Origin of the sequence: Nocardioides fonticola (assembly GCF_039536805.1) — a bacterium.
In the GTDB taxonomy this organism is placed as follows: Bacteria; Actinomycetota; Actinomycetes; order Propionibacteriales; family Nocardioidaceae; genus Nocardioides; species Nocardioides fonticola.
Genome location: NZ_BAAAZH010000028.1, coordinates 76,167 through 90,923, shown reverse-complemented (window position 1 = coordinate 90,923; position 14,757 = coordinate 76,167). Strand labels below are relative to the sequence as shown.

General features: G+C 73.0%; 15 protein-coding genes. 5 read left to right on the top strand and 10 right to left on the bottom strand.

Features of this window, described 5'->3' with window-relative positions; translation table 11 throughout:
- Positions 1–39: 39 nt before the first annotated feature.
- The gene (gene serB, locus ABD671_RS17650; protein ID WP_344734751.1) at positions 40–1,281 is read left to right on the top strand and encodes a phosphoserine phosphatase SerB; all 1,242 of its coding nucleotides are present in this window, start codon (positions 40–42) and stop codon (positions 1,279–1,281) included.
- A 21-nt stretch (positions 1,282–1,302) separates the two neighbouring features.
- Here the strand turns inward: serB and ABD671_RS17645 are convergent, their stop codons facing one another.
- The 4 genes from ABD671_RS17645 to ABD671_RS17630 all read right to left on the bottom strand — a co-directional run bounded on the left by ABD671_RS17645 (position 1,303) and on the right by ABD671_RS17630 (position 3,972).
- Complete coding sequence (locus tag ABD671_RS17645; protein ID WP_344734750.1) at positions 1,303–1,983, bottom strand: SixA phosphatase family protein; 681 nt, start codon at positions 1,981–1,983, stop codon at positions 1,303–1,305.
- Positions 1,984–2,033: 50 nt separating this feature from the next.
- Positions 2,034–2,804, bottom strand: a complete 771-nt coding sequence (fabI, locus tag ABD671_RS17640) for an enoyl-ACP reductase FabI (RefSeq protein ID WP_344734749.1) — start codon at positions 2,802–2,804, stop codon at positions 2,034–2,036.
- 78 nt (positions 2,805–2,882) lie between these two features.
- Positions 2,883–3,644, bottom strand: a complete 762-nt coding sequence (fabG, locus tag ABD671_RS17635; protein WP_425574930.1) for a 3-oxoacyl-ACP reductase FabG — start codon at positions 3,642–3,644, stop codon at positions 2,883–2,885.
- Between the two features lie 115 nt (positions 3,645–3,759).
- Positions 3,760–3,972 carry a dodecin gene (locus tag ABD671_RS17630; RefSeq protein ID WP_344734748.1) on the bottom strand — a complete coding sequence of 71 codons (213 nt, stop codon included), beginning with the start codon at positions 3,970–3,972 and terminating at the stop codon, positions 3,760–3,762.
- A 145-nt stretch (positions 3,973–4,117) separates the two neighbouring features.
- Between ABD671_RS17630 and ABD671_RS17625 the strand changes: the two genes are divergently transcribed.
- On the top strand, positions 4,118–4,420 hold the full coding sequence (locus ABD671_RS17625) for a DUF3099 domain-containing protein (protein ID WP_344734747.1): 303 nt from the start codon (positions 4,118–4,120) through the stop codon (positions 4,418–4,420).
- Entirely contained in the window at positions 4,417–4,677 is a 261-nt protein-coding gene (locus ABD671_RS17620) for an acetone carboxylase (RefSeq protein WP_344734746.1), read from the top strand. Before ABD671_RS17625 ends, ABD671_RS17620 begins: the two co-directional genes overlap by 4 nt.
- A gap of 33 nt (positions 4,678–4,710) precedes the next feature.
- Here the strand turns inward: ABD671_RS17620 and moaA are convergent, their stop codons facing one another.
- On the bottom strand, positions 4,711–5,709 hold the full coding sequence (gene moaA, locus ABD671_RS17615) for a GTP 3',8-cyclase MoaA (RefSeq protein ID WP_344734745.1): 999 nt from the start codon (positions 5,707–5,709) through the stop codon (positions 4,711–4,713).
- A gap of 75 nt (positions 5,710–5,784) precedes the next feature.
- Here moaA and ABD671_RS17610 point away from each other — a divergent pair, with 75 nt between their 5' ends.
- Positions 5,785–6,753 (top strand): SURF1 family cytochrome oxidase biogenesis protein, encoded by a 969-nt coding sequence (locus ABD671_RS17610; RefSeq protein ID WP_344734744.1) that lies wholly within the window; start codon positions 5,785–5,787, stop codon positions 6,751–6,753.
- Positions 6,754–6,823: 70 nt separating this feature from the next.
- On the opposite strand, the gene ABD671_RS17605 is transcribed toward ABD671_RS17610, so the two are convergent.
- The 3 genes from ABD671_RS17605 to ABD671_RS17595 all read right to left on the bottom strand — a co-directional run bounded on the left by ABD671_RS17605 (position 6,824) and on the right by ABD671_RS17595 (position 11,167).
- Entirely contained in the window at positions 6,824–8,704 is a 1,881-nt protein-coding gene (locus ABD671_RS17605; RefSeq protein WP_344734743.1) for an ABC transporter ATP-binding protein, read from the bottom strand.
- 1 nt (position 8,705) lies between these two features.
- Entirely contained in the window at positions 8,706–9,497 is a 792-nt protein-coding gene (locus ABD671_RS17600) for an enoyl-CoA hydratase/isomerase family protein (RefSeq protein WP_344734742.1), read from the bottom strand.
- Positions 9,498–9,568: 71 nt separating this feature from the next.
- Entirely contained in the window at positions 9,569–11,167 is a 1,599-nt protein-coding gene (locus ABD671_RS17595) for an ABC-F family ATP-binding cassette domain-containing protein (RefSeq protein WP_344734741.1), read from the bottom strand.
- 103 nt (positions 11,168–11,270) lie between these two features.
- Between ABD671_RS17595 and ypfJ the strand changes: the two genes are divergently transcribed.
- Complete coding sequence (gene ypfJ, locus ABD671_RS17590; RefSeq protein WP_344734740.1) at positions 11,271–12,179, top strand: KPN_02809 family neutral zinc metallopeptidase; 909 nt, start codon at positions 11,271–11,273, stop codon at positions 12,177–12,179.
- An 86-nt stretch (positions 12,180–12,265) separates the two neighbouring features.
- On the opposite strand, the gene ABD671_RS17585 is transcribed toward ypfJ, so the two are convergent.
- Together ABD671_RS17585 and ABD671_RS17580 are read right to left on the bottom strand one after the other, a co-directional pair.
- Entirely contained in the window at positions 12,266–13,171 is a 906-nt protein-coding gene (locus ABD671_RS17585; protein ID WP_344734739.1) for an aminoglycoside phosphotransferase family protein, read from the bottom strand.
- Between the two features lie 18 nt (positions 13,172–13,189).
- The gene (locus tag ABD671_RS17580) at positions 13,190–14,743 is read right to left on the bottom strand and encodes a hypothetical protein (RefSeq protein ID WP_344734738.1); all 1,554 of its coding nucleotides are present in this window, start codon (positions 14,741–14,743) and stop codon (positions 13,190–13,192) included.
- Positions 14,744–14,757: the final 14 nt, after the last annotated feature.

Below are 14,757 nucleotides of genomic sequence, written 5' to 3'. Positions count from 1 at the left end.
ACCCCTCATCGGCACCACCGCGCCAGCGGGGGTGACCCGATGAGCGAGCGTAGCGAGCGAGACCCCGACACCCTGTTGATCACCCTCACCGGGAAGGACCGTCCCGGTGTGACCTCGGCGGTCTTCGCGACGCTCGCGCGGGCCGAGGTGCACGTCGTCGACCTCGAGCAGATCGTGCTCCGCGGACGCCTGGTGCTCGGCGTCCTGGTCACCTCGCCGGAGGGTCCGGCCGCGTTGGACGCCCTCGGCGAGGCCGTCGAGGCGACGGCGTCCGAGCTCGGGATGAGCGTGGAGATCGAGCGCGGCACCGGCGACACCGGCCGTCGCTCGCCCCAGCGCGCCCACGTCACGGTGCTCGGCACCCCGCTCACGGCCGGCGCGATGGCGGCGGTGGCGGCGCGCATCGCCGAGGCCGGGGCCAACATCGACCGCATCCAGCGGATGGCCCGCTACCCGGTCACCGCCATCGATCTGCACGTCTCCGGTGCCGCGCCCGACGACCTGCGCACGACGCTGTCGGTCGAGGCGGCCGCCCAGGGCATCGACCTGGCGGTGCAGCCGGCGAACCTGCTGCGTCGCGGGATGCGCCTGATCGTGATGGACGTCGACTCCACGCTGATCCAGGGCGAGGTGATCGAGATGATCGCCGCCCACGCCGGCTGCGAGGCCGAGGTCGCCGAGGTCACCGAGCGTGCGATGCGTGGCGAGCTGGACTTCGCCGAGTCGCTGCGCTCGCGGGTCGCGCTGCTGGAGGGGGTGCCCGAGAGCGCGCTGGAAGAGGTCTACCAGCAGATCGTGGTGAACCCCGGCGCCCGCACGATGGTGCGCACGCTGCGCCGTCTCGGCTACCGGTTCGCGATCGTCTCCGGCGGCTTCACCCAGATCACCGACCGGCTCGCCGCCGACCTCGGCATCCACTACGCCCGTGCCAACACCCTCGAGATCGTCGACGGGCGCCTCACGGGCCGGGTCGTGGGCGAGATCGTCGATCGCGCCGGCAAGGCCCGGGCGCTGCGGGAGTTCGCCGCCGACATCGGTGTGCCGCAGGCCGCGACGGTCGCGATCGGCGACGGCGCCAACGACCTCGACATGCTCGCCGCCGCCGGTCTCGGCATCGCCTACAACGCGCGCCCGGTCGTGCAGGAGGCCGCCGACACCGCGGTCAACGTGCCCTACCTCGACGCGATCATGTACCTGCTGGGCATCAGCCGCGAGGAGATCGAGGCGGCGGACGCCGAGGCCGGCATCGTCACCCCGGCCCCGCCGCTGCCCCGGGCCTGACCAGGATCAGCGTCGGCGGCGTCAGCCGCGACCGACGTGGAACGCGACGACGGTCGCGCACTGCTCGTCGAGGTCGCTCCACTCGCCCTCGAAGTCGAAGACGGTGAGCGCGCTGGTCGGGTAGCCCGAGGCCAGCTCGTTGGCGGCCTCCTCGTCGCCGTCGCCGTCGTCGAGCAGCTGCGCCAGGTAGGCCATCGTCGGGTTGTGGCCCACCACGATGAGGGTGCGGGCGTCGTCGGGGGTCTCGCGCATGAGGTCGAGGGCGGTCTCGGGCCCGGCGTCGTAGAGCGCGTCGTCGTAGACGGCGTCGTCGCTCCAGCCCGCCCCGGCCGCCACGGACTCCCAGGTCTGGCTGGTGCGGACGGCGGCCGAGACCAGCGCGTGGTCGGGTTCGATGCCGAACGCGGCGAGCCACCGGCCGGCCTCCTCGGCGTCCTCGACGCCACGAGCGCTCAGCTCCCGGGTGAAGTCGCTGGAGCCGACCTGCTCGGCCTTGGCGTGGCGCATGACGACCACCCGACGCTTGACGGCCGGCTTCTTGCCGCGGCTCGAGACCGGCTCCGCGATCGCGGAGAGCGCCCCGGCCGGCTCGACGTCCAGCTCGTCATCGGCCTCGGTGTCCGGGTCGGCGTCGGACTCGGCGTGGGACTCGGCGTCGGGCTCGAGGTCCTGCTCGGGGCCTTCGGGGTCGATCTCGCTCACCCGCGCATCGTGTCAGGCCCGCCTGAGCGGCATCAATTCAGCGCGCCGGATCAGGCGCCCATCGCGTGGAAACCGCCGTCGACGTGCACGATCTCCCCCGACGTCGCGGGGAAGAAGTCGCTCAGCAGGGCGCAGACGGCCTTCGCGGTCGGCTCCTGGTCGGTGTTGTCCCAGCCGAGCGGGGCCCGCGTGCTCCACATGTTCTCGAGGTCCTCGAAACCGGGGATCGCCTTCGCCGCCAGGGTGCGCAGCGGGCCCGCCGAGACCAGGTTGACCCGGATGCCCGCGGGTCCGAGGTCGCGTGCGAGGTAGCGCGAGCAGGACTCCAGGCCCGCCTTCGCCACGCCCATCCAGTCGTAGGCGGGCCAGGCGACAGTGGCGTCGAAGGTGAGGCCGACGATCGAGCCGCCCTCGCCCATGAGCGGGCGGCAGGCGGTCGCGAGCGACTTCAGCGAGTAGGCCGAGACCTGCACCGCCTGGGCGACGTCGTCCCAGGGGCCGTCGAGGAACCGGCCGCCGAGGAGGGTCTCGGGGTTGCCGTAGGCGATGGAGTGGACGACGCCATCGAGGCCGTCGACGTGCTCGCGCACGAGCTCCGGCAGCCGCTCGAGGTGCTCGGGGTCGGTCACATCGAGCTCGAGCACCGGCGGTTCGACGGGCAGCCGCTTGGCGATGCGGCGGGTGATGCCCAGCGCCCGCCCGAAGTTGGAGATGAGCACCGTGGCGCCCTGCTCCTGGGCGACCTTCGCCGTCGCGAAGCCGATCGAGGTGTCCATGGTCACGCCTGCGACCAGGATGCGCTTGCCGTCGAGAATGCCCATCGTGTGCTCCTTGGCTGCGGTGATGCCGGGGTGATGTCTCTGCCTGGGTGGTCTGCTGGTGCCGTCGGTGCGGGGACGTCAGTGGCCCATGCCGAGCCCGCCGTCGACGGGGATGACGGCGCCGGTGACGTAGGCGGCGCCGGGGCTCGCCAGCCAGGTGACGGCCGAGGCGATCTCCGCGGTCGAGCCGTAGCGTCCGAGCGGCACCTGGCCGCGGATCGTGTCGCGCTGGGTGTCGGTGAGCACCGCCGTCATGTCGGTCTCGATGAAGCCCGGGGCGACGACGTTCGCGGTGATCGAACGCGAACCCAGCTCCCGGGCCAGCGACCGGGCCATGCCGACCAGGCCGGCCTTGGAGGCCGCGTAGTTCACCTGACCGGCGGACCCGAGGAGGCCCACCACGCTGGAGATGAAGATGATGCGGCCGCGACGCTGCCGCAGCATGCCCTTGGCGGCGCGCTTGGCGAGCCGGAAGGAGCCGGTGAGGTTGGTGTCGATGACCGAGGACCAGTCGTCCTCGCTCATGCGCAGCACGAGGGTGTCGGCGGTGATACCGGCATTGGCGACCAGCACCTCGACCGGTCCGTGCGCCGCCTCGACCTCGGCGAACGCCGCCTCGACGGCGTCCGGGTCGGTGATGTCGCAGCGGACGTCGAGCGCGCCCTCGGGGGCGCCGCCGCTGCGGGTCGTGACCGCGACGAGGTCGCCCTGGGCCAGGAAGGCCTCGGCGATGGCGCGGCCGATGCCCCGGTTGCCGCCGGTGACGAGCACCGATCGCGGGGCGGGCGCAGGGCTCTCGTCAGGGCTCTCGCCAGGGCTCTCGGGGGTCGTCTCGCTCACGCGTCACGACCGTAGTGATTACTGCGAGGTAGCCCTAAAGGCCCCGGTTACCGCCCAGTTCTCGGGACATGGAGGCCGCAGGCGCCCTCGGCGTCCTTCCGTCAGTCCAGTCGGATCAGTCGTCCTCGAGGCGGAAGCCGATCTTCATGCCGACCTGGAAGTGCTCGACGCCGCCGTCCTTGATGTGGCCGCGGATCTGGGTGACCTCGAACCAGTCGAGGTGGCGCAGCGTGCGACCGGCCCGCTCGACCCCGTTGCGGATCGCCTCCTCGATCCCGTCGGGAGAGGTGCCGACGATCTCGGTGACGCGGTAGGTGCGGTTGGACATCGATGCCTCCGGGAAGGGGTGCGGTGACGGGCGGTCGCGCCGGGACGGCGTCCGCCGCGCGGGGGCCGATGCTACCGCCCGGTCGACGCGGTGCCGCGGATGGACGGCGGGCTCCGCGTGTGGAGGGCCCACGTAGCCTGGAGGCGTGGCAAAACAACGTCCCCAGGACGACGTCGTGCGCATCACGACGGTCGGGACGAGTCGGGCTCAGGACATCGCGACGCGCCAGCGCCGCTACCTGCTCTCGATGAGTCTCCGGTCGCTGTGCTTCGTCGGCGCCGTCATCGCCGGCCTCGCAGGGATCGGCTGGCTCTGGCCGATCCTCATCGCCGGGGCCCTGATCCTGCCCTACTTCGCCGTGGTCCTCGCCAACGTGTCGACCATGCGCAACGACACCTTCGAGCTGCGTCGCACCATCGATCATCCCGAGCTCGGACCACGTCGTTGACCTCGCCCTCCGGAGCCCCGATCCCCGAACCGCCCGCCACCGCGCCGGGGATCTGCTCCGCCAAGGGATGCACGTCGGCAGCGGAGTTCGGCCTGCTCTGGAACAACCCGAAGCTGCACACGCCTGATCGACGCAAGGTCTGGTTGGCCTGCGCCGAGCATCGCGAGAGCCTCGGGGCGTTCCTGGGTGCGCGCGGCTTCCTCAAGGACGTCGTCCCCGCCTCCGCGCTGGAGACGGAGACGGCACCCGAGGGCTGAGCACCCGAAGGCCGCGGGGCTGACGCCCGGGCCTCAGCCCCCGATGGCCGACATCGGCCGCGCGGGCTGGAGGAACGTCGGGTCGTCGATGCCGTGGCCGGCCGCCTTGCCGCGCATCGCGACGAGCCAGCGCTCGGCCAACTCCTCGTCGCTCGCACCCGACCGCAGCGCCGCGCGCAGGTCGGACTCCTCGCGCGCGAACAGGCAGGTGCGCACCTGGCCGTCGGCGGTGAGGCGCACGCGGTCGCAGTCGCCGCAGAAGGGCTGGGTGACCGAGGCGATGATGCCGACGGTGGCCGGCCCGCCGTCGACGACGAAGCGTTCGGCCGGGGCGCTCCCCCGGTGCTCGGGCGAGGGCGCGAGATCATGGGTACGGCCGAGCAGCTCGAGGGTCTCGGCCGCCGTCACCATCGCCTCGCGCGACCAGCCGTGCTGGGCGTCGAGGGGCATCTGCTCGATGAACCGCAGCTCGTAGGACCGTTCGAGGCACCAGTCGAGCAGCTCGCCGGCCTGGTCGTCGTTGATGCCGCGCAGGAGCACGGCGTTGACCTTCACCGGCGTCATCCCCGCGTCGGCGGCGGCCGCGAGGCCGGCGACGACGTCGCCGAGGCGGTCGCGGCGGGTGATGGTGGCGAAGGTGTCGGCCCGCACGGTGTCGAGGCTGACGTTGACCCGGTCGAGACCGGCGGCCGCGAGAGCAGCCGCCGTGCGGGCGAGACCCAGCCCGTTGGTGGTCATCGAGAGGCTCACGCTCGGGGCTGCCTCGCGCACCCGGCGGACGATGTCGACCAGACCCCGCCGCACCAGCGGCTCACCGCCGGTGAACCGCACCTCCTCGACGCCGAGGTGCTCGATCGCGATGCCGACCATGCGCACCACCTCGTCGTCGCTGAGCACGGTCTCGTCGGGCAGCCAGTCCAACCCCTCCGCCGGCATGCAGTAGCTGCACCGCAGGTTGCAGCGGTCGGTCAGCGAGACGCGCAGATCGGTCGCGACGCGGCCGAAGCGGTCCTCGAGGGGTCGGGGGGTCATAGGCCCGACTCTACGGGTCGGGCGGGCGGGGCTCCCGGCGTCCGCACGGTGGGATCGGGCAGCTAGCCTCGTGGTGTGGGGTCCTGGCGTTTCGTGCTGAGCCGGCGCTGGGCGTTGTTCGCGGCAGCCGTCGTGCTCATCGCCTATGCGACCTGGTGGCTCGGCGAGTGGCAGTTCGGTCGGTTGCACGACCGCAAGGCGGACAACGCGATCATCCGCACCAACGAGGACCGTCCGCCGTCCCCGGTCGGCGAGGTGCTCGCACCGGGGGGCTCGGTACCGCGCACCGACGAGTGGCGCGTCGTCTCCGCGAGCGGCACCTACGACACCGCCGACACCGTCGTGGTGCGCTACCGCACCCGCGATGGGCAGGCGGGCGTCGACATCGTGGTCCCGCTGGTCACCGATTCCGGAGTCTCGCTGCTCGTCGACCGCGGCTGGCTGGCGACCGACAACCAGGGCGCCGACCCCGGCGAGCTCGACATCCCCGCGCCTCCGACCGGGCGGGTGACGGTCACCGGCTACCTGCGTCAGGACGGCACCGGCGAGTCGACCCAGGTCACCGACAACTCCGTGCGCGCCGTCGCCAGCAGCGCGATCGGGGCGGCCCAGGACCGCACGGTCTACCCCGGCTTCGTCGAGCTGCGCTCGGAGGATCCCGCGCCGGCCGACGCGCTCGAACCCGTCGAGCTGCCCGAGCTCGACAACGGTCCGCACTTCTTCTACGGGCTGCAATGGTGGTTCTTCGGGGTGCTGGCGGTCTTCGGATTCTTCTACCTGCTCTACGACGAGCGTCGCCACGGCCGCCGCGGCACCCGCGCCGGCGACGTGGCGGAGCAGCCGTCGGAAGCCGTGCCCGCGTTCGCGCCGGGACCCTTCGGATCCCGCTCCGCGGCACGGGAGCAGAAGCCGAAGAAGGTGCGGCAGACCAACCATCCCTACGCGCGGATGAAGGCGGAGGCCGAGGCGCGGGCCGCGGCGGAGGCCGCCCGCGCAGCAGAGCACCCGGCTGAGCAGCAGCCCGCAGGCGACCGCGACTCCTGAGTCCTCGCCTGAGTCCTCGCCCGGCTGCTCGTCCCTCGACGGCTGTGGCGGCTGAGGCGGGTCAGGCGGGTCAGGCGACGCTCTGGTCGGCGAACTGGGTGCGATACAGGTCGGCGTAGAGCCCGGGGCGGGCCACGAGCTCCTCGTGGGTGCCGTTCTGCACGATGCGCCCGCCGTCGAGCACCAGGATCTGGTCGGCGTGGCGCACCGTGGAGAGCCGGTGGGCGATGACGAGCGAGGTGCGACCCGCGAGCGCCGCGTCGAGGGCCCGCTGGACCGCCGCCTCCGACTCGCTGTCGAGGTGCGCGGTCGCCTCGTCGAGGACGACGATGGCCGGCGCCTTCAACAGCAGCCGCGCGATCGCCAGACGCTGGCGCTCACCGCCCGAGAGCCGGTAGCCGCGATCGCCCACGACGGTGTCGAGGCCGTCGGGCAGCTGGCGCACCAGGCCGCCGATCTGGGCGGCGTCGAGCGCCTCCCAGATGTCCTCGTCGGAGGCGGACGGGCGCGCGTAGCGCAGGTTCGCGCGGATGGTGTCGTGGAAGAGGTGGGCGTCCTGGGTGACGTAGCCGACGGCGTCCTCGAGGGAGTCCAAGGTGGCGTCGCGGACGTCGAGGCCCCCGACCCGCACCGCGCCGTCGGTGACGTCGTAGAGGCGGGCGACGAGGTGTGTGATGGTCGACTTGCCAGCCCCCGAGGGGCCGACGAGGGCGACCAGCTGGCCGGGCTCGGCGACGAAGGACACCTCGTGCAGCACCTCGCCGTGGTCGCGGCTCTTCTCCACCCGCGCGACGGCCTCCAGGGAGGCGAGCGAGACCTCCTCGGGGCGCGGGTAGGAGAACCGGACGTGGTCGAACTCGACGCGCGCGGCTCCGGCAGGGACCGGACGCGCGTCGTCGCGCTCCTGGATGATCGAGGGCAGGTCGAGCACCTCGAAGACGCGCTCGAAGCTGACCAGCGCGGTCATGACGTCGACCCGCACGTTCGAGAGCCCCTGGAGCGGCCCGAGCAGCCGCAGCAGCAGGGTCGCGAGCGCGAGCAGCGTGCCGACCGACAGGGTGCCGCTGACGGCGAGTTGGCCGCCGACGCCGTAGACCAATGCGGTGGCCAGCGCCGGGACGGCGAGCATCGCCGCACCGAAGACGCGGGTCGTGAGGCTGATGCGAACCCCGAGGTCGCGGACGACGCCGGCCTTCTCGGCGAAGAGGGCGTCCTCCTCGGCGCGACGACCGAAGAGCTTGAGCAGCATGGCGCCGCCGACGTTGAACCGCTCGGTCATCACGTTGCCGAGTTCGGCGTTGCCGTCCATCTGCTGGCGGGTGAGCCCGACCAGACGGTTGGAGACCCAGCGCGAGGCCAGCACGAGGATCGGGAAGACCGCGAGGCACAGCAGCGTCACCTGCCAGCTCAGCGCCAGCATCGTGATGCCGACGACGACCGCGGCGATCGCGTTCGAGACCGCGCTGCCGAGGGTGGCGGTGAAGGCCCGCTGGGCGCCGATGACGTCGTTGTTCAGACGCGACACGAGCGCGCCGGTCTGGGTGCGGGTGAAGAAGGCCAGCGACTGCCGCTGCACGTGGCCGAAGACCTGGGTGCGCAGGTCGAAGATGAGGCCCTCGCCGATGCGCGAGGAGAGCCAACCGCCCAGCACGCTCCACACGGCGTTGAAGACGGCGAAGAGTCCCATGCCCAGCGCCAGCCAGGTCACGACGCTGCGATCGCCGGCGAGGATGCCGTCGTCGACGGCGTGACGCACCAGCAAGGGGGTGACGACCACCGTGGCGGCGTCGACGACCGTGACGGCGAGGAAGAAGGCGATGAGTCGCCGGTGCGGGCGCGCGAAGGCGATCACCCGCCGCACGGTCTCGCGGCGCAACCGGTGCGACGCGACGCTGCGATCGGTGCGCAGCGTGCGCCAGGCCTGCCCGGCCCCCATCATCCCCGACTGCATGTCAGCCTCCTGCGATCTCCCGGAAACGGCGTCCCTGGGCCTCCCGCTCGAGCCGGCGCTGGGTGTCCAGGTCGGCCCAGACGGCCGACTGCAGCAGCGCCTTGGTCTCTCGGACGGCGCCCGCGAGCGGTGCCGTCAGGGCGCCGGCGAGGTCGGCCACGGTCTGCTCCAGCCGGTCTCCCGGGACGACGGCCAGCGCGAGCCCGATGGCGTGCGCCTCGTCGGCGGGCACCATGCGGGCCGTGGCGCAGATCTCCAGCGCTCGTGCGTACCCAACGGCCTCGACCAGCGGCTTTGTTCCCGTCAGGTCGGGCACGAGCCCGAGCGCGGACTCCTTCATGCAGAACTGCGCGTCGTCGGCGACGACGCGCAGGTCGCACGAGAGCGCGAGCTGGAAGCCCGCGCCGACCGCGTAGCCCTGCACCGCGGCGATCGAGACCCACCGCGGATCGCGCAGCCAGGTGAAGCCCTGCTGGTAGTCGTCGATGGTGGCCGACATCTGCTCGTCGCTCATCGTGAGCAGGTCGGCGACGGTCTCGACGCCCTCGCCGCTGCGGGACGGATCGAGCATCGTGCGGTCGAGCCCGGCGGAGAAGCTCGCCCCGGCGCCCCGCACGACCACGACGCGCACGTCGCCGGGCAGGCCGGCGCCGATCGCGGCCAGTGCGCGCCACATGGACGGAGTCTGGGCGTTGCGGACCTCGGGCCGCGCGAGCGTCACCGTGGCCAGCGGGCCCTCGATCGTGAGGGTGAGACCGGCCTCGGCGAGGGCGGCGGCGTCGGGAAGCGTCATGGGGCGGAGTCTAGGGACGCCGACCGACACTGCGACCGCGGGCCCGCGACGTCCTGCGAGCCGTCGACGGGTCAGGCCAGGGAGACCAGGTCGGCGTAGCTCTCGTTCCAGAGGTCCTCGACGCCGTCGGGCAGGATCAGCACGCGGTCGGGCTCGAGGGCCGCCACCGCGCCCTCGTCGTGCGTGACCAGCACGATCGCCCCCTCGTAGGTGCGGATCGCGGCGAGCACCTCCTCGCGCGAGGCGGGGTCGAGGTTGTTCGTCGGCTCGTCGAGCAGCAGCACGTTGGCGCTCGAGACGACGAGCGAGGCCAGCGCGAGCCGCGTCTTCTCCCCGCCGCTGAGCACCGCGGCGGGCTTGTGGACGTCGTCCCCGCTGAAGAGGAAGGAGCCGAGCACGCTGCGGGCCTCGGTGTCGGTGAGCTGCGGCGCCGCGCTCTGCATGTTCTCCAGCACCGAGCGGGCGGTGTCGAGGGTCTCGTGCTCCTGCGCGTAGTAGCCGACCTTCAGGCCGTGCCCGGGGATGACCTCGCCGGTGTCGGGGCGATCGACGCCGGCGAGGATGCGCAGCATCGTGGTCTTGCCGGCACCGTTGAGGCCGAGGATGACGACCCGGCTGCCGCGGTCGATGGCGAGGTCGACGCCGGTGAAGATCTCCAGCGAGCCGTAGGCCTTGGAGAGGTCGGCGGCGGTCAACGGCGTCTTGCCGCACGGTGCGGGTGCCGGGAAGGCGATGCGGGCGACCTTGTCGGCGGCGCGCTCCCCCTCGATGTCGGCCATCATCTTCTCGGCGCGCTTGAGCATCGACTGGGCGGCCTGGGCCTTCGAGGCCTTGGCGCGCATGCGGTTGGCCTGGTCGGTGAGGGTCTTGGCCTTGTTCTCGGCGTTCATGCGCTCGCGACGGCGGCGCTTCTCGTCGGTCTCGCGCTGGGTCAGGTACGCCTTCCAGCCCATGTTGTAGACGTCGATGACCGAGCGGTTGGCGTCGAGGTGCAGCACCTTGTTGACCGTCGCCTCGAGCAGGCTGTTGTCGTGGCTGATGACGATGAAGCCGCCGGTGTGGGCCTTGAGGTAGTCGCGCAGCCAGATGATCGAGTCGGCGTCGAGGTGGTTGGTGGGCTCGTCGAGGATCATCACCTCGGCGCCGGAGAACAGGATGCGGGCCAGCTCGATGCGGCGTCGCTGACCACCGGAGAGGGTCTTCAGCGGCTGGGTCAGGATGCGGTCGGGGATGCCGAGGCTCGCCGCGATCTGGGCGGCCTCCGCCTCGGCGGCGTACCCGCCGCCGGCGTGCATCTCGTCGTCGGCCCGCGCATAGCGACGCATCGCCCGGTCGCGGACGGCAGGGTCGTCGCTGCCCATCTCGATCTCGGACTGGCGGAGCCGGCGGACGACGTCGTCGAGACCCCGGGCGGAGAGGATGCGGTCGCGGGCGATCGTCTCGGGGTCGCCCGTGCGCGGGTCCTGCGGCAGGTAGCCGACCTCACCGGAGGTCGTCACGGAGCCGGCGGACGGCAGCGCCTCGCCGGAGAGCACCTTGGTCAGCGTGGTCTTGCCGGCGCCGTTGCGCCCGACCAGACCGACCTTGTCACCGGGGCCGACCCGGAAGGAGACGTTCTCCATGAGGAGCCGCGCCCCGGCACGGACTTCGAGCTGGTGGGCGGTGATCATGAGGGTCCACATCCTAGGTGTGGCAGGCTTCGACGCGGCATTCGTCGGGCTCCTGCGGAGCGGGGTGTGACCGACGCGACGCGGACGCGGAAGGCGGCGTGAGGTGCGGTTCAATCCCAAGGCCAGGCTCGACACCGGTCGCGTGCGCGACGTCCGCGGCGGTGGGGGCGGCGGTCGCGGTGGCACGATCCCCGTGCCCGCGGGCCTGCTCGGTCGCGGCGGTGTGGTCGGCACGCTCCTGGTCGTGGGCATCGTGCTCTACAACACCTTCGTCGCCGGCGGCGGCGCCGGCGGCTACGACACCAGCCGGATGGCCCAGACCTCGCGGTACGCCTCCTGCGAGACCGGAGCCGATGCCAACGCCTCCTCCGACTGCGCCCGGGTGGCGGTGGAGAACTCCCTGTACGACTACTGGTCCGGCGAGCTCGGCGACCGGTTCCGGCCCGAGCGCGCCGTCGAGACGTTCACGGGCTCGACCGACACCGGCTGCGGCCCGGCCTCGGCCGACGTCGGGCCCTTCTACTGCCCCACCGACCAGACCATCTACCTCGACACCACCTTCTTCGACGAGGTCCTGGAGAAGGAGCTCGGCGGACCCGACGGCGGATTCGTGGAGGCCTACGTGCTGGCCCACGAGTACGGCCACCACATCCAGAATCTGCTGGGCACCATGGGCCGCGTGCGCACCCAGCAGGGCGCGAACTCCGACTCCGTGCGGTTGGAGCTCCAGGCCGACTGCTACGCCGGCATGTGGGCCAAGGCGGCCACCAGCACGGACGACGGCTCGGGCCAGCCGCTCATCAGCGAACTGACCTCCGACGACATCCGCCTCGCCCTCGAGGCGGCCGCCTCGGTCGGCGACGACCGCATCCAGTCCAAGACCTCGGGCCAGGTGGACGAGGAGACCTGGACCCACGGCTCGGCCCAGGCCCGCGAGCGCTGGTTCACCACCGGCTACCGCAAGGGCTCGCTCCAGGCCTGCGACACCTTCGCCGTCGACCGCGTGGAGTAGTCCATGCCGCACCGGTGGTCGAGGTGCGAGCGCAAGCGAGCCGCGAGACCCCCGCACTCGAGCACCCACCGGTACCGGACGCCGCCTCAGTACTCCATCAACCGCTCGATGAGGGGGAACTGCCGCTGCAGGGTGAGCAGGTGGGGCTCGACGGCCGGGTGGCGGTACTTCGCGGCGAGGGCGCCCTCTCCCCCGGCGACCCGCGCGAGGGCCCACTCCGCCCGGCTCATCGCCGTGTAGACCGCGGTCACCCGGGCACCGTGCGCGGCCTGCTCCGCCGTCGCCAGATCGCCGAGACCGAGCAGGTAGGCCTCCAGCAGCGGCTCGAACTCCTCGCGCGCCGCGAGGAGGTAGAAGCCGAGGTCGCCCCCGACCGGTCCGCGGCCCAGGGTGCCCCAGTCGACGGCGACGACCTCGTCACCGACCCGCCCGGGCAGGTTGGACGGCGTCGGGTCGCCGTGCTGGGCCACCTGCGGGAGCGCGTCGAGGGAGTCGAGCATGCGGCTGCGCGCGGCCCACAGATGCTCGGCGATGTCGGCGACCGTCGTCCGGGCCAGGGTCGGCCAGCCGCCGCGGTGGGCGGTGCGGGCCAACCGGTCGCGCAACTGGTCGGTGGCCAGCCAGGGCCGCTCGCCGAGGTCGGCGTGGGCGAAGCGCCCGAGGGCGTGGGCCAGGAAGAGGCCGTTGGAGGCGGCGTCCTCGACCCAGTCCTGGGTGAGCGTGATGCCGTCCTCGTCCTCCTCCACCCAGGCGCGGTAGTCGGCGCAGAGACCTTCGGTGGCCCGCACGACGCCGCTCTCCAGGACGTCGGCCCCGCGGCGCCACCAGGCGAAGTGGCGCGGGTCGGACAGTTCGGGCGGGTCGCTCGGGCCGGGCGCCGCGAACCGCTTGACGACCACGGCGCGTCCGTCGACGGCAGTGCGCCACACGCCGACCGTCGAGGGTCCGGAGCCGCCCGGGAGTGCATGCCAGCCGGGCTCGGGCTGCCACATGCCGGTGACGCTAGTGGATCAGCCCAGGTCACGCCGGGCGAACCGCCGTACGGCGGCGAGCGCGAGCAGGGCGCCGAGGAGCGTCATGGCGACCTGGGCGCCTGTGACGACATCGCCCGAGGTGGGCACGTGGGCGAACGGGGAGAGCCGCGCGATGGGCGTGGGCAGGTCGAGGAGGGGCCCGAGATCCTCGAGGATCACCGCCCCGGCCAGCGCCGACCAGCCGATGGTCGGGCCGCGGCGCCACCACGCGCCGCCGACGAGGGCGATGCCGATGATGACGACGGCTGCTGGCCACGGTGCGACCGCGAGGGGCAGCACCTGCCGCGCACGGCCGAGCAGCCCGCCGCCGTCCCCCACGGCGAGCACGAGGGTGGCGGAGACCCCGGCGACGGCGAGCAGGAGCAGCGGCGGGACGATCGCCGCGACGGCGGTGACCCGGGCGGCGTCCTCGCGCCGCACCGCCGTCGCGAGCAGCAGCTCCGAGCGCCCCCGCGCGTCGTCGGCCGCCGACCTGGCGACGAGCGTGATGCCCCAGCCGGCGACGGCGATCCCGGCGAACGCGAAGATCGCCGCGAGCAGCGCCTCCTCCAGCGCGCCGCGCCCACCGAGGGTGCGCAGCACGTCGCGCCCCGTGCCGGTGTCGAGGAGATCGCCGACCCCGGGCGCGAGCGCCCCGGTGACGGCGCCGGTCGCGACCATCGCGATGGTCCAGCCGAGCAGGCTGGCCCGGTAGGTGCGCCAGGCCAGGCTCCACGGCCCGGCCAGGACGCCGTCCGCGCGCCCGAGCCGCTCCCCGATGAGGCCCGCACCGAGGTCGCGACGCTGCTCGAGCACCCGGGCCACGCCGAGGAGCACGAGGGCCAGGAGCGGCCACAGGAGCAGCACCCACCAGCGCGGCTCCGACCACGCCCGCAGCCGCGTCGTCCAGCCGAGCGGCGAGATCCAGCCGAGCGCGCCCCCACCGTCCACGACGTCGCCGAGGGCGCGCAGGGCGTACGCGGCGGCCAGGACGCCGAGGGTGAGCGCGGCCGTCGCGCGGGCGGTCGAGGCGATCTGCGCGGCCACTGCCGTGAGCCCGACGCCCACCAGTCCGACGCCGGCCCAGGAGGCGCCGAAGAGGACCGACCCGCGAGCCGGCAGGCCCCCGAGCAGGCAGGCGCCCGTCGTCAGCGCTCCCACAGCGAGGGTGACCGCACCCGCCCAGACGACGGCGCCGGTCAGGAGCGACCGGCGGCGCAGGGCGGTGGAGGCCAGCAGCTCCGCTCGCCCGTCCTCCTCCTCGGAGCGGGTGTGCCGGCGCACGAGCACGAGGGCGAGCGCGGCGACCGCGAGGGCATAGAGGACGGTCAGCTTCGTCATCGCCAGCTCGCCCACACTCTGCGGGTCGAGGATCGGACCGTAGAGCGCCACCAGGGCGGTGCTGCGGTCGATCGCCTCCGCCGCCCTCACCCGGTCGGCCGGATCGGGATAGAGGTCCGTCGTCGCGGCGGCCGAGGCGTAGACGAGACCGACGAGGACGGCGACCCACGCACCGACGAGCAGGCGGTCGCGCCGGACGGCGGAGCGCACCACGATCACCGTGG

Coding starts and splice junctions, on each gene's coding strand:
- ABD671_RS17600 (WP_344734742.1), bottom strand. CDS start 9,497: ATGACGCTTCCCGACGCCGCCGCCCTCGCCGAGGCCGGTCTCACCCTC.
- ABD671_RS17605 (WP_344734743.1), bottom strand. CDS start 8,704: ATGCAGTCGGGGATGATGGGGGCCGGGCAGGCCTGGCGCACGCTGCGC.
- ABD671_RS17595 (WP_344734741.1), bottom strand. CDS start 11,167: ATGATCACCGCCCACCAGCTCGAAGTCCGTGCCGGGGCGCGGCTCCTC.
- serB (WP_344734751.1), top strand. CDS start 40: ATGAGCGAGCGTAGCGAGCGAGACCCCGACACCCTGTTGATCACCCTC.
- moaA (WP_344734745.1), bottom strand. CDS start 5,709: ATGACCCCCCGACCCCTCGAGGACCGCTTCGGCCGCGTCGCGACCGAT.
- fabI (WP_344734749.1), bottom strand. CDS start 2,804: ATGGGCATTCTCGACGGCAAGCGCATCCTGGTCGCAGGCGTGACCATG.
- ABD671_RS17630 (WP_344734748.1), bottom strand. CDS start 3,972: ATGTCCAACCGCACCTACCGCGTCACCGAGATCGTCGGCACCTCTCCC.
- ABD671_RS17585 (WP_344734739.1), bottom strand. CDS start 13,171: ATGTGGCAGCCCGAGCCCGGCTGGCATGCACTCCCGGGCGGCTCCGGA.